The sequence below is a fragment of the Achromobacter sp. 2789STDY5608615 genome (genome assembly GCF_001298995.1).
In the GTDB taxonomy this organism is placed as follows: domain Bacteria; phylum Pseudomonadota; class Gammaproteobacteria; order Burkholderiales; family Burkholderiaceae_B; genus Achromobacter; species Achromobacter insuavis.
The window spans coordinates 160,670-173,951 of the sequence record NZ_CYTY01000006.1; the positions used below are offsets into that span (position 1 = coordinate 160,670).

At 65.8% G+C, this 13,282-nt stretch carries 17 protein-coding genes and 1 tRNA gene; 6 read left to right on the forward strand and 12 right to left on the reverse strand.

What is annotated here, in order from left to right; all coding sequences use genetic code 11:
• A partial coding sequence (locus AOZ49_RS07445; RefSeq protein WP_054474812.1) for a PhzF family phenazine biosynthesis protein occupies positions 1-755 on the reverse strand: 755 nt, incomplete at its 3' end.
• Between the two features lie 135 nt (positions 756-890).
• Complete coding sequence (locus AOZ49_RS07450; RefSeq protein ID WP_006388009.1) at positions 891-1,196, reverse strand: NIPSNAP family protein; 306 nt, start codon at positions 1,194-1,196, stop codon at positions 891-893.
• Between the two features lie 171 nt (positions 1,197-1,367).
• Between AOZ49_RS07450 and AOZ49_RS07455 the strand changes: the two genes are divergently transcribed.
• From AOZ49_RS07455 to AOZ49_RS07475, 5 genes are all read left to right on the forward strand, one after another.
• Positions 1,368-1,766 carry a VOC family protein gene (locus AOZ49_RS07455; protein WP_054432345.1) on the forward strand — a complete coding sequence of 133 codons (399 nt, stop codon included), beginning with the start codon at positions 1,368-1,370 and terminating at the stop codon, positions 1,764-1,766.
• A 59-nt stretch (positions 1,767-1,825) separates the two neighbouring features.
• Positions 1,826-2,101, forward strand: coding sequence for a hypothetical protein (locus tag AOZ49_RS07460; protein WP_054432346.1), 276 nt, complete (start codon positions 1,826-1,828; stop codon positions 2,099-2,101).
• A 66-nt stretch (positions 2,102-2,167) separates the two neighbouring features.
• Positions 2,168-2,845: an NUDIX hydrolase gene (locus tag AOZ49_RS07465; protein ID WP_054474760.1), complete on the forward strand. Its 678-nt coding sequence runs from the start codon at positions 2,168-2,170 to the stop codon at positions 2,843-2,845.
• A gap of 16 nt (positions 2,846-2,861) precedes the next feature.
• Positions 2,862-4,256, forward strand: coding sequence for an MFS transporter (locus AOZ49_RS07470; protein ID WP_054474761.1), 1,395 nt, complete (start codon positions 2,862-2,864; stop codon positions 4,254-4,256).
• A gap of 312 nt (positions 4,257-4,568) precedes the next feature.
• A complete protein-coding gene (locus AOZ49_RS07475; protein WP_054432349.1) occupies positions 4,569-4,727 on the forward strand; it encodes a DUF6726 family protein in 159 nt (52 codons plus the stop codon).
• A gap of 25 nt (positions 4,728-4,752) precedes the next feature.
• Here the strand turns inward: AOZ49_RS07475 and AOZ49_RS07480 are convergent, their stop codons facing one another.
• Together AOZ49_RS07480 and AOZ49_RS07485 are read right to left on the reverse strand one after the other, a co-directional pair.
• The gene (locus AOZ49_RS07480) at positions 4,753-5,658 is read right to left on the reverse strand and encodes a phytanoyl-CoA dioxygenase family protein (RefSeq protein ID WP_082380349.1); all 906 of its coding nucleotides are present in this window, start codon (positions 5,656-5,658) and stop codon (positions 4,753-4,755) included.
• Entirely contained in the window at positions 5,627-5,959 is a 333-nt protein-coding gene (locus AOZ49_RS07485; RefSeq protein ID WP_156355611.1) for a hypothetical protein, read from the reverse strand. The genes AOZ49_RS07480 and AOZ49_RS07485 overlap by 32 nt, the downstream gene beginning before the upstream one ends.
• Before the next feature lie 450 nt (positions 5,960-6,409).
• On the opposite strand from AOZ49_RS07485, the gene AOZ49_RS07490 reads away from it, so the two are divergent.
• A complete protein-coding gene (locus AOZ49_RS07490; RefSeq protein ID WP_231689926.1) occupies positions 6,410-6,847 on the forward strand; it encodes a hypothetical protein in 438 nt (145 codons plus the stop codon).
• A 94-nt stretch (positions 6,848-6,941) separates the two neighbouring features.
• Here AOZ49_RS07490 and AOZ49_RS07495 read toward each other — a convergent pair.
• From AOZ49_RS07495 to AOZ49_RS07530, 8 genes are all read right to left on the reverse strand, one after another.
• Positions 6,942-7,018, reverse strand: a tRNA-Pro gene (locus AOZ49_RS07495).
• A gap of 174 nt (positions 7,019-7,192) precedes the next feature.
• A complete protein-coding gene (locus tag AOZ49_RS07500; protein ID WP_054432351.1) occupies positions 7,193-7,624 on the reverse strand; it encodes a MerR family transcriptional regulator in 432 nt (143 codons plus the stop codon).
• A 57-nt stretch (positions 7,625-7,681) separates the two neighbouring features.
• A complete protein-coding gene (locus AOZ49_RS07505; protein ID WP_006388001.1) occupies positions 7,682-8,020 on the reverse strand; it encodes an integration host factor subunit alpha in 339 nt (112 codons plus the stop codon).
• 3 nt (positions 8,021-8,023) lie between these two features.
• A complete protein-coding gene (pheT, locus tag AOZ49_RS07510) occupies positions 8,024-10,441 on the reverse strand; it encodes a phenylalanine--tRNA ligase subunit beta (protein WP_054432352.1) in 2,418 nt (805 codons plus the stop codon).
• 14 nt (positions 10,442-10,455) lie between these two features.
• The gene (gene pheS / locus AOZ49_RS07515) at positions 10,456-11,478 is read right to left on the reverse strand and encodes a phenylalanine--tRNA ligase subunit alpha (RefSeq protein WP_054432353.1); all 1,023 of its coding nucleotides are present in this window, start codon (positions 11,476-11,478) and stop codon (positions 10,456-10,458) included.
• Between the two features lie 77 nt (positions 11,479-11,555).
• Complete coding sequence (gene rplT / locus AOZ49_RS07520) at positions 11,556-11,915, reverse strand: 50S ribosomal protein L20 (RefSeq protein ID WP_006387998.1); 360 nt, start codon at positions 11,913-11,915, stop codon at positions 11,556-11,558.
• Positions 11,916-11,932: 17 nt separating this feature from the next.
• Positions 11,933-12,130, reverse strand: coding sequence for a 50S ribosomal protein L35 (gene rpmI, locus AOZ49_RS07525; protein ID WP_006394064.1), 198 nt, complete (start codon positions 12,128-12,130; stop codon positions 11,933-11,935).
• A gap of 356 nt (positions 12,131-12,486) precedes the next feature.
• The coding region (locus AOZ49_RS07530) for an ATP-binding protein (RefSeq protein WP_197286711.1) at positions 12,487-13,282 on the reverse strand (796 nt) is incomplete at its 5' end.

Here is a 13,282-nt window from a genome sequence, read left to right on the forward strand (position 1 = left end):
CCGCGCAGGGCCGCCCGCAATGCCGTGGCGGCGCCGGTCGCGCTGCCGGTGGCGGGATCCTCGGTCATGCGGCCGGTGAACATGCGCGCCTGGATGTCGATCGGTCCCAGCGGCGTCTCGGCGCCACAATCGGTGGTGTAGGCGTAGATGGACCGGGCGCCGTCCAGCGGCAGCAATGCGGCATAGCCCGCCGGATCCGGCCGCGCGCGGCGCAGCGCATCGCAGCTGGCGAGTTGTACCACCAGGAAGATCAGACCCACCGACACCACCTGCGGCGCATGCTCGGACAGCAGGATATCGCCGGGCGCCAGGCTCAATGCGCGCGCCGCGGCCTCGGCCGTCACCTGGCTGGCGCGCGTCAACGGCTGCGGCGCGGCCAGCTCGGCGCCCAGCAGGCGGCCGTCCTCGCCATACCGCAGGTCGATGCGCACCAGGCCCGCCTCCTCCTCGAACACGAAGCGCGCCGGCGCCGGCTGGCCGGCCGCGATCATCTCGCGCGCCAGCACCACCGCCGTGCCCACGTTCGGGTGGCCGGCGAACGGCACTTCGCGGTCGGGCGTGAAGATGCGCACCCAGGCCGTGTGCGCGGCATCGCGCGCCGGCAGCACGAAACTGGTTTCGGAATAATTGAATTCGCGGGCGATGCGCTGCATCTGCCCGGTGTCGAGGCCCTCGGCCTCCAGCACCACCGCCAGCGGATTGCCCTGGTAGGCGTGCTCGGTGAAGACATCGGCGGTGACGTAGCGGTAGCGCATGCGGGTTCCTTCAAAGGGATGGCTGGTGCGGAAAATTATCCGCGCCGCCCGCCTTGCGCGACAGACACAGAGCCGCCGAAATCCGGGCATAACAGGCGCGCGGCCGGACCGGGCCGGCCACGCGCCGCGCAACGCTCAGTCGAACACGGGGCGGAAGAAACTGCGCTCGTAGCTCAGGATGCAGCGCGTGTCCTCGGCGTACTTGAACGCCGCCTGGCATTGCGCGTCCTGCATCGACTGCTGGCGATAGCGCTCGTACTCGGCCAGGCTGGGGAACGTGAACAAGGCCAGCGCGATATTGTTGGCGCCCTCGGACGGCAGAAAATAGCCATGGTGCGTGCCGCCGAACTTCTCCACCAGCGGAATCCACATCTTGCCGTAGGCTTCGAACTCCTTGAGGCGGCTGGGGTCGATGACGTAACGCAGATAGCAGGTAACCATGAAGACTCCATGAGGGTGGAAGGGAAAGCGGATGTCGATCCGGCGCCGGGGCCTGCACTCCCTCCAGAAGGGCGCGCAGGCCCTAGGCAGTGCGGCGACGGCCTGGGACAATCCCACAACCCGCCCCGCGCGTCAACGCGGTCCGCCCCTCGCACCCCCGCCGTCCGCCCCATGAACCTGATATCGCACGTGGAAATCCCCGCCGCCAACCTCGAGCGCGCTATGCATTTCTATGGCGAAGTCTTCGGCATCGCGTTCGACGGCATCGTCGACCTGCACGACAGCAGGATGGCCTATTTCCCGTTCCAGGAAGGCCGCGACGGCGCCAGCGGCGCCCTGGCCGAAGGCCCCGTCTACCTGCCGACCGAGGCCGGCGCCGTGGTCTACTTCGCCGTGCCCGACATCGACGCGGCGCTGCGCCGCGCCGCCGCCCTCGGCGGCGCCATATTGTTCCCCAAGACCCCGGCGGGCGATTGGCAGGTGGCCGAGATCCGCGACAGCGAAGGCAACCGCATCGCGCTGCAGGCCAGGATCGCCGCCGCCCCGCCCAAAGCGGCCGGATTGGGTTAAAACTACCGCTTTGTGCCCGGCCCCGTCGCGACACATCCCGCCCATCCGGAGACGCCTCGTTGGCTTACTTTCTCACCCAGGTCCTGGAACCGCGCCTGTGGATCCTGACCCTCGCCGTGCTGCTGGCGCTGCGCTGCGTGCCGCTGCGCGGCTGGCGCGGCATCGCCGCCACCGGCTTCACCGCCGGCATGGTGTTCGACACCATCCAGTTCCGCGTCGGCCCGCCGCGGCTGTGGGACAACATGGTGCTGGATTCGATGCTGGCGGCGCTGTGCATTGCCGTGGTCCTGCAACTCGCGCTGTCGGCGGCCGCCAGGCTGCGGGCGCGCAGCTGATCCAGACCCGGACGTTCCACACCCTCAATCGAAGCGCGGACATCCCACCCCGACAAGGAGCGCGACATGGAACCCCAGGACAGCGATGACGGCGCGACGCGACCGCCAGCCATCATCGCACCCCGGCAAGCCATCCTGGACACGATCCTGCGCGGCGTGCGGGCCCAGGAGATTCCCGCCGCCACCGATTGGCCCGCCGCCAGACTGCACTTTCCCGACAACGACGGACAATGGAAATTCTCCGCCGTGCTGGTCGCCATCGTGCCGCGCAGCGACCCCACGATCCTGCTCACGCGGCGCGCATCGGGCCTGAAGGAATACTCCTCCCACGTCAGCTTTCCCGGCGGACGGCCCGAGGACATCGATGGCAGCGTCGGCGCCACCGCCCTGCGCGAGGCCTGCGAAGAGATCCTGCTCGATCCCGGCGCCGTCGAGCTGGTGGGCTGCCTGCCGCTGCACAAGACGCGCAAGCGCAATCACGCCATCTTCCCCGTCATCGGCCTGGCCTCGCCCGCCGCCGCGTGGCAGGCGTCGCCCGCCGAGGTCGACGAGATCTTCGAGTTCCCCTTCTCGGCGCTGCTGGACCCGGACCTGCCAAGGCAATACGCGGACGGCGAGCGCGCCGGCGCCTGGTACTGGGCCGGACAACAGCACGACATCTGGGGCGTCACCGCTCTCATCCTGAAATCGCTGGCGGCCCTGGCATCCTGTCCGGCCGGCGCGCCCGCCTCACCCTCACGCTAGCCCCGCCGCCACCGACATGACCCATGACGCCGATGATGCAGGCTTCGAGCTCCCCAGGCGCTATTTCGCCGCGGCCGCCATCCTGATCGGCGTATTCATGTCGGCGCTGGACAGCTCCATCGTCAACATCGCCCTGCCGACCATCGCCACCGATCTCGACGTCAGCGCGGCCGCCGTCATCTGGGTGGCGAACGGCTACCAGGTGGCCAGCGCGGCCACCATGCTCATCTGCGCATCGCTCGGCTCCAGGATCGGCGAACGGCGCTTCTACACGCTCGGACTGGTGCTGTTCACGCTCGCATCGCTCGGCTGCGCACTGGCGTCCAGCTTCCACGCGCTGGTGGCGCTGCGCGTGCTCCAGGGCATCAGCTACGCCGTGCTCATCAGCGTCGGCTACGGCCTGTACCGGGTCATCTTCCCGGCCGCCTCACTGGGCACCGTGTTCGGCCTGAATGCCCTGGTATTCGCCGTCGGCACGGCGCTCGGCCCGACACTGGGCGGGCTCATCGTCTCCTATGCCTCCTGGCCCTGGCTGTTCTACATCAACCTGCCGCTCGGCCTGGCCGCGATCGCCTGCTGCTACCACGCGCTGGGCCGGGACACGCACCGGGAACGCGGCTTCGACCTGCCCGGCGCGATCACCTCCGCCGCCGGCTTCGGCCTGCTGGCGCTGGCCGTCGACCAGATCGGCCGCTGGGATAACCGCACCGTGCTGCTGCTCGCTGGCGCAGCGCTGGCGCTGATCGCCCTGTTCGCCTTCGGCCAGACCCGCGCGCGGCATCCGCTGCTGCCCCTGGACATCTTCAAGTCGCGCCGCTACTCCTTCGCGGTGCTGACGTCCCTGACCATGTTCATCTCGCAAGGCATCGCGCTGGTCGCGCTGCCGTTCGTGCTGCAGGACGCCTACGGCTACACCGCCCTGGAATCCGCGCTGGTCTTCACGCCGTGGCCCATCGCGGTCGCCGTCTGCGCGCCGTTCGCCGGGAGGCTCGCGAACCGCCTCAACGCCACGCAGGTCTCCAGCATCGGCGTCTTCACCTTCTGCCTGGGACTCGGCTCACTCGTGCTGCTGCCCGCCGATCCGGGCACCGGCGATTTCCTGTGGCGCGTGGCGCTGTGCGGGATGGGCTACGGCTTCTTCCTGCCGCCCAACAACAAGGAGATGTTCGCCAACGCCGCCAGGAACCGCACCGCCACCGCCTCCGGCGTCCTGTCGACCGCGCGCACCACGGGCCAATCGCTGGGCGCTGCGCTGGTGGCCGTGGTGATCGCCCTGGTCGGCAAGGAAGCCGGCGCCTCCTCGGGGCATTTCTCGCGCTACGTCTTCGCCCTGGCCTGCGGCATCGCCGCCCTGTCGTTCTTCGCCAGCCTGGCGCGCGTGTACCGCCAGCGCGGCCAGGCGCCGCTGTGAGCGGCGTCGCCGATGGCGGATGCAAGCTGAAAAGGCGGAACGCTGAAAAGGCGGAACGCTGAAAGGGCGGAACGCTGAAAGGGCGGAACGCTCGATAGGCTGAGCGTTCACGGCGGGGTTGAGCATGATGAGGATGACGTGACCATCACCTTCACTCGTATTGCCCGGCCGCGTTACATCCTGAGCGCCCTCGCGCAAACGTCATTACATTCGCCGCTCAATTCCCCACTATTCATGACCGGTCCGCGGCGCAGAATCCAGGCATTGCGACGCGGCCACGCCCGCGGCGCCAATCCCTCGCCGACGAATCCCATGAAGTGGTTGCTGATTTCCCTGCTCTGCCTGCCCTGTACGGGCTGCGGCCTCGCCGCCGCGCCCTGCCGCGTCACGTCCGCGGTCATCAAGATCGTGCCGGTGGTGGGCGGCGTCGCCGCCGCGCCGACCGATGCCTGCGCGGAAGTGATCGACTGATCGCGCATGCACGCCACTAGCAGGATTAGGCTACTCGTTTGAGTCTGCGAAGTTTCCAAGGCATGACGATCTGCTGCTGAATGCGGGAACGGACACGATCCATGATGCTGGCAGACTTGCTGGTATTCGCAAAGCCACGGTAGCGGTCGCGTGCCGCGCTATCGTAATTCTGTACCAGGCGAGTCGATATGTCCCGCTGCCGGATGGCTTCAAGCCGCGCAACCGGTAAGTCCGGGAATGGTTCGATGGGCGACATGTAGAGCGAAGCAGCATACTCAAATTGCAGAATGCAGCGATATCCACCCGTTACCGGCAACCCCTTGTGTACTGCGCTGGTATCGCCAAAGATGATCGTACCTGCTGGTCCCGTCACGGACTTCAGACGGTTCGCATCGAAGTACTTGAGCACCTCATCATCAGTCAGCCGTGTCGAGAACGGTACGCCGCGGGTGAAGAGTTCGTCAATATGGCTGCCGTCCACGTAGCAATGGGGCCCGTTATCGGCACCGACATCCGTGAGATATATGAAGACCTTGAGAAACTTGGTGAACTCCTTGTCCTGATGATAGAGCTGTGCGCTGGAAGACAGCTGGCTCTTGTCGCCTTTTCCCGCGAAAGATAGCCAGGTATTGGTCTGCACATGCACTGGCGTGCAGCCGAAATATTGAGTCACCATCGCCAGAATATAAGGGTCGAAGGCAAGACTGCCCAGCAATTCACTATGTGTTGCCTGGTCCAGATCCCTGAGCCAGAAGGTGCCACTTTCCAGACGTTCCCCGCTAGCGCCGAGCGCATACAACTCCTCGCCACTGCGCAGCGTAGCGCCGGGCCTCTTCTCATAGAAACTAAATTTGCCAATCTCGTCTCTGACTGCTGCCAGCGTGGATACCGGCAGTTTTCTATCGGCAACGAGGTAGCCGTGCGTACGCAGCGTTTTTTACCGCTTCGGCAAGCGTTCCCAATTCGCCAAAGATCGGCGACAACTCGGGCAATTCAGGCATCGGATAACGAAGCGCCAGTATCCTGGCGACCAACTCGTTCAACCCGTGATTGAACTGGTAGAAATCCATCTCGGACTTATCGCGCAAGAGAAATCCATCCCCTCCCACGATTTCGTAATGCAAGAAATTGGCCAACGCCCGTTGCTGCGCGGTGTTCAGTTTCTGGCACTCGTCGGCGATGTCATGAGGAACTGGGAAAGCATCAAGCAACGCTTTTAATTTCTGGTTCATGGTTCTAGACGATAGGCGGTAAAAGGGCACGCGGATCGAGCCGGCACGAAGTTGAAGCCATTCCATCGTTTCAGAGAAAGAACAGCGCAAACAACACGCCTGGAGCCTGCACCGATATTAACGCGCCTACGTCCAACCTGCCGATCCAGCAACCTCTTACAAGATCAACACGCCAATTCCTCCCTCTGCCCGAGCCCTACCCAGAGCTTCTTCGGCTCTCGTCCAGCAACAGCCAGTCTTCTTTTTCGCGGACAAGATCGCCAACACCGTCAGCGCCCGACGGTCTTGGAACATGGACAAGCAAGGAGAAACGTGTGCGGTTGTCTGACGGTTTTCTGAAGTTTTTCTGACGGTTGAAACCAATCCTTGCCGGGGCCCGTTCTGCCTTCTCAAACCGAAGAACTGGTGGCTATACTCGCGCACCCGATGCGCACCAACTGAGGCCACCAAATGCTAAAAAGCATCTGCCGCATTGCTCCCACCGCCATCCTGCCGCTCACGCTGTCCGCCTGCATGGGCCTGTCCGTCTACTCGCCCACGCGCAACAAGCTCGATGCGCAGGTCGGCAAGAACATCAATGAAATGTTGCCCGCCTGGCCGCCCGAGACCGGCGCCAAGCCGTTCGTGAACAAGGTCGATGACCAGACCACGAGCTACACCTATGTCTATGGCTACCATCCGGGCCACTACGAAGGCCGCGGCTATTCCACCAACGGCCCGATGGGCACGACGTATGGGTCCTACAGCGCCTACGTGCCCGAATACACCGACTGCGCGGTGATCTTCTACACCGACAAGACCGGCACCGTGCTGCGCTACGACATGAAGACGAATGGGAAGATCAGCTACAACTCGTGCGGGGAGTACATCAGCGGGTTCAGGTTCTGAGCTGAAGACGCCATCGGCACATCGCATGCGATGTGCGCCCGGAAATGAGAAAGGGGGTTAGTGATTTTTATCACTAACCCCCTTAGGGTATTGCTGGTCGGGACGGCGGGATTCGAACTCGCGACCCCTTGCACCCCATGCAAGTGCGCTACCAGGCTGCGCTACGCCCCGAAAGAAAAAGAGTATAGCAGACCTAAAAATTGTTTGCACGCATTGGTGCAAAAAAAGTGCCGAATACTCAAAAAAATTTGCGTGCCCCGCGTGATGCCTGCACCGCTTTCATGCAAGGCCCGCGCATGGCACGCAAGGTACTGAATGTTGAACCGCGCTTGAACCGTGCGCCGCTCAGGCCGCGGCGCTGGCGCTCACCGCGTTGCCGCCGGCTGCCGGCGCCGGCGAGCCCAGGGCTTCGCCCAGCATCGTCGACACATTGCCCAGCTCGTTGCGCAGGGCTTGCATCTCGGCGCCAGTCAGGCGCACCGCGGCGTCCTGGTCGTGCGGCGTGTCGCGCGCATCGCCCAGGCGGTTGCGCGCGCCGCTGATGGTGAAGCCTTGCTCGTACAGCAGCGAACGGATGCGGCGGATCAGCAGCACTTCGTGATGCTGGTAGTAGCGGCGATTGCCGCGCCGCTTGACCGGCTTGAGCTGCGTAAACTCCTGTTCCCAGTACCGCAGCACGTGCGGCTTGACGCCGCACAGCTCGCTGACCTCACCGATGGTGAAGTAACGCTTGGCGGGAATGGGCGGTAAGGTAACGGTGGATTCGGTACGTGTCATAAGAGAATTCTATGCCGCGATGCGTCGAGTGCCGATAACAATTACCGACAAAGCGTATCACTCCTCGGCATCTGGCGCTGCGGGAGTGGCCTGCTCCACCACGCTCTTGAGTTTCTGACTCGCGTGGAACGTGACCACGCGGCGTGCGGCGATGGGGATGGTCTCGCCGGTCTTGGGGTTGCGCCCCGGGCGCGGCGGCTTGTCGCGCACCTGGAAATTTCCGAAGCCCGAAAGCTTGACGGAGTCTCCGCGCGCCAAGGCATCGCGGATTTCCTCGAAGAACGTATCGACGATGTCCTTGGCTTCGCGCTTGTTCAGGCCGACCCGCTCAAAGAGCAGCTCGGCCAGCTCGGCCTTGGTCAGGGTACGCGGCTCGGCAAGCATACTGTTCCCCATGGTTCAAGCGCGCTGGCGCGCGCCGTGGGCACTGACCAAAGCGTCTTTGATGCGCGCCAGGCAATCGGCCACCCGGGCTTCGTCCAGCGTGACCTCAGTGTCCTGTAGCCAGAAACGGAACGCAAGACTTTTCTCGGCCACGGGCTGGTCGCCCTGGGCCTTTTCGCGCCAGACGTCGAACAGGCGCACGTCCTGCACCACGGCCAGCTGCGGATCGGCCTTGACCGTCGCCGCCACCGTGTCCAGCATGGATTGCGCGGTCACGGGCGCATCGACCCACAGGGCCAGGTCGCGCACCACCACCGGCTGGCGCGACAGCTCGCGCACCTGCGGCAACTCGCCTTCGGACAGGGCATCCACGTCCAGCTCGAACACCACCGGCGCGTGCGCCAGGTCGGCCTGCTGCGCCCAGCGCGGGTGCAGTTCACCGATCCAGCCGACCTGCTTGCCGTCCAGCGTGACACGGGCGCTGCGGCCCGGGTGCAGCGCGGGATGGGCCGCGGCTTCGAAGCGCAGACGGGCGCCACGGGCGCCGAACAGCGCCTCGACGTCCATCTTCACGTCGTAGAAATCGACCTGACGCGCGGGCGCGCCCCACTGCTCTTCCACCGACGGGCCCCAGGCGGCGCCGGCCAGCTTGAGCGGCTGGCGCACGCCGGCGACTTCCAGCGGACCGTCCTGGGCGGCGTCGTCACGCGCGAACACGCGGCCCAGTTCGAACAGGCGCACGCGCGTCTGCTTGCGGTTGGCGTTGTGGCGGATGTTGGCCACCAGGCCGGCGATCAGGCTCGACCGCATCACCGACAGGTGGCTGGCGATCGGGTTGACCAGCTTGACCGGCGTGTCGTTGCCGGCGTAGTCGCGTTCCCACTCGGCTTCGACGAAGCTGTAGTTGACGACTTCCTGGTAGTCCTGCGCGGCGGCCAGGCGGCGCAGCGCGTGCGGGCCGCGGCGCACTTCGGGCTGCGAGAACATCTTGGCGCGCGCCATCGGCGGCACCGTGGGAATGTTCTCGAAGCCGTAGATGCGGGCCACTTCCTCGATCAGGTCTTCCTCGATTTCGAGGTCGAAGCGGTACGACGGCGGCGTGACGATGAAGTCTTCGCCGTCGAGCGTGAATTCCAGGCCCAGGCTGCCGAAGATCCTGGCGACCTCGGCTTGCGTGACGGGCACGCCCAGCACGCGGTGGCAGCGCGCCAGGCGCATGCGCACCGGCTCGCGCTTGGGCAGGTTGACGATCTGGTCGTCCAGCGGACCGACCTGGCCGCCGCAGATGTCGACGATCAGGCGCGTGATGAATTCGATGTGCTGCGGGATCGTGGCGAAGTCCACGCCGCGCTCGCCGCGATGGCTGGCTTCGGAGCTGAACTTGAAGCGGCGCGCGCGGCCGGCCAGCGATTGCGGCCACCAGAACGCGGCTTCCAGGTAGATGTTCTGCGTGTCGAGCGTGACCGCGGTGGCCTCGCCGCCCATGATGCCGGCCAGGCTTTCGACCTGATCGCCGGCCACCACCACGCCGACCTTCGAATCCAGCGTGACGGTCTGGCCGTTCAGCAGTTCGAGCGTCTCGCCTTCGCGCGCCCAGCGCACCGACAGGTCGCCGTGGATCTTGTCCAGGTCGAACACGTGCGAGGGGCGGCCCAGTTCCAGCATGACGTAGTTGGAGATGTCCACCAGCGCCGACACCGAGCGCTGGCCGGCGCGCTCCAGGCGCGTCTTCATCCACTCGGGGGTCTGCGCGCGGGCGTTCACGCCACGGATCACTCGGCCGCCGAAGCGGCCGCACAGGTCGGGCGCCTCGATCTTGACGGGACGCAGCTCGTCCAGCGTCACGGGCACGGCCTTGGCGGTGGGCACCGACAGCGGCGCGCCGGTCAGCGCGGCGACTTCGCGCGCCACGCCCAGGATCGACAGGCAGTCGGCGCGGTTGGGCGTCATCTTCAGCGTGAAGAGCGTGTCGTCCAGGTCCAGCGCTTCGCGGATCGACTGGCCCGGCGCCATCTCGGCCGGCAGTTCCAGCAGGCCGGCGTGGTCTTGCGACAGGCCCAGTTCGCGCGCCGAGCACAGCATGCCCGACGATTGCACGCCGCGCATCTTGGCCACGCCGATCTTCATGCCGCCGGGCAGTTCCGCGCCGACGCGGGCCAGCGGCACCTTCAGGCCGGCGGCCGCGTTGGGCGCGCCGCAGACGATCTGCAACAGCGCGCCGGAGCCGTCATCGACCTGGCAGACGCGCAGCTTGTCTGCGTCGGGGTGCGGGGCGATCTCGACGATGTGCGCGACCACCACGCCCGTGAACGCGGGCGCGGCCGGCACGGTGTCTTCGACTTCCAGGCCGGCCATGGTGAGCCGGTGCGCGAGTTCGTCGGTTGCGATCGGAGGATTGACCAGCGTACGCAGCCAGGATTCGGGAAATTGCATGATCTAGCCGTCTGTTATTCGTTGAACTGGCGCAGGAAGCGCAAATCGCCTTCGTAGAACTGGCGCAGGTCGTTGACGCCGTAACGCAGCATCGTCAGGCGCTCGAGTCCGGAGCCGAAGGCAAAGCCGATATAACGTTCAGGGTCCAGGCCGAAGTTGCGCACCACCTGCGGGTGCACCTGGCCCGAGCCGGAGATCTCCAGCCAGCGGCCGCGGTTCGGGCCCGACGTGAACATCATGTCGATTTCGGCCGACGGTTCGGTGAACGGGAAGAACGACGGGCGGAAACGCACGACGAGATCGTCGCTCTCGAAGAAGCAACGCAGGAAATCGGTGTACACGCCCTTCAGGTCGGCGAACGAGATGTCCTCGGCAATCCAGAGCCCTTCCACCTGGTGGAACATGGGCGAGTGCGTGGCGTCGCTGTCGACGCGGTAGGTGCGCCCCGGCGCGATGACCTTGATGGGCGGCTTGTGCATGCGGGCGTATCGCACCTGCATGGGGCTGGTGTGCGTGCGCAGCAGCAGCGGCAGGCCGTCGGCGTCTTTCATGTCGACGTAGAACGTGTCCTGCATGGAACGCGCCGGATGGTCCAGCGGGTTGTTCAGCGCGGTGAAATTGGTCCAGTCGTTTTCGACTTCGGGGCCGTCCGCCACGTCGAAGCCGATGGAGCGGAAGATCTCTTCGACGCGCTCCCAGGTCCGGATGACCGGATGGATGCCGCCCGGCACGCGACCACGGCCCGGCAACGATACGTCAATGGTTTCGGACGCCAGGCGGGCATCGAGTTCCGCTTGCACCAAGGCGGCGCGGCGCAGGTTCAGGAGCTCCTCGACCTTCTGCTTGGCCTGATTGATCCGGGCGCCCATGTCGCGCTTCTGCTCGGGATCGAGCTTGCCCAGCCCCTTGAGCAGGACCGTCAGCGCGCCGTCCTTGCCCAGGAAACGGGCCTTTGCATTTTCGAGCGCGGCGGCGTCCGTGGCCGCGGCGAACCGTTCTTGCGCCTGGGAAACCAGGTCGTCAACCGATTGAGTCATGAAATCCAGCCTTCAAAACGCAAACGGGGCCATTACAGCCCCGTTTGCAGCGATGCGCGATGAGTTAAAGCGCGCGATCAGGCAGCCAAGGCAGCCTTGGCTTGCTGCACGATGGCGGCAAAGCCGGCCTTGTCGCGCACGGCCAGATCGGCCAGGACCTTGCGGTCGAGTTCGATCGCAGCCTTCTTCAGGCCGGCGATGAACACGCTGTAGCTGACGCCATGTTCGCGGACGGCGGCGTTGATACGCGTGATCCACAGCGCGCGGAACGTGCGCTTCTTGTTGCGGCGGTCGCGGTAGGCGTATTGGCCAGCGCGCATGACCGCTTGCTTGGCGATACGGAACACATTACCGCGGCGGCCACGGTAACCCTTGGCGGCGGAAATGACTTTTTTGTGACGTGCGCGGGCAGTTACGCCGCGTTTGACGCGAGGCATAGTAGATCTCCCTTAGATCAAGCGAAAGGCATCATGGCTTTCACGGAAGCCACGTTGGATTCATGGACCGCTGCCGAACCGCGCAGCTGGCGCTTGGCCTTGGTCGTCTTCTTGGTCAGGATGTGACGCTTGAACGCCTGACCACGCTTGATGGATCCGCTGCCGCGAACCTGAAAGCGCTTTGCGGCGCTTTTCTTGGTTTTCATCTTGGGCATGATGATTCCCTAAACTGAACACTATTGTTGATTTACATGACGCGAGGTGCTTGTCGCAAGGCGGTTGGCGCCGCCCCAAGCCATGAAGGCGGGAGCGTTCGACCTACACCATTGCGGCAAAACTTGAGGACCTCTTGCCACTTCTGGGGTACTTCTGGGGTACTTCGACTGCTGGGGTACTGCAACTTTCCCCGATGGCCCGGGCGAAAAAAATGGCCTGGATCCGGGAAAGCCTTTGATTATATGGTGATTTCCCCGGTTTTGTCGAGCCGGATCGGGTCTTGCGGACAGACACGGGGAAACATCCAGGGACAGAACCCGTCCGCCCGACTGACGGCAACGGCCTGCGCCCCGCATTATGCCCCTGGGCGGCGGTACTGCACCGCCTGCGCCACGTGATGCGCCTCCAGCCCGTCCGCCTGCTCCAGATCGGCGATGGTCCGCGCGACCCGCAAGGCGCGGTGCATGGCCCGGCCCGAGCCCGCCAGCCGGCGCATCGCCTGCAGCAACAGGTCGCGGGCCGGCGGTTGCAGCGGGCAGTGGCGCTCGAGCTCGGCGCCGGCCAGCGCCGCATTCGGCTTGCCCTGGCGCGCCAGCTGGCGTTCGCGGCAACGCGCCACGCGCGCCCTGACGGGCTCGGACGCCTCGCCTGGCGGCCCCTGCAGGCTTTCCAGGTCGGTCGGCGGCAACGCCACGTGCAGGTCGATCCGGTCGAGCAGCGGCCCCGAGACCTTGCCGGCGTAGCGCGCCACCTGGTCGGGCGTGCACTGGCAGGCCCGGCGCGGATGACCGCGCCAGCCGCAGGGGCACGGGTTCATCGCGGCCACCAGCTGGAAGCGGGCGGGAAACTGCGCCGTCTGCAGCGCCCGGGCGATGACCACCCTGCCCGTCTCCAGCGGCTCGCGCAGCGCCTCCAGCGTGCGCCGGCTGAATTCCGGCAGTTCGTCGAGGAACAGCACCCCATGATGGGCCAGGCTGATTTCCCCCGGTCGCGGCCGTCCGCCGCCGCCCACCAGGGCGATGGCGGACGCCGAATGATGCGGCGAGCGGAACGGCGGCGTGCCTATCCGTACCGGCGGCGCGCCCGCCAGCGCGGCCAGGGCCGCGACCTCGAGCGCCTGCGTGCGCGCCAGCGGCGGCAGCAGGCCCGGC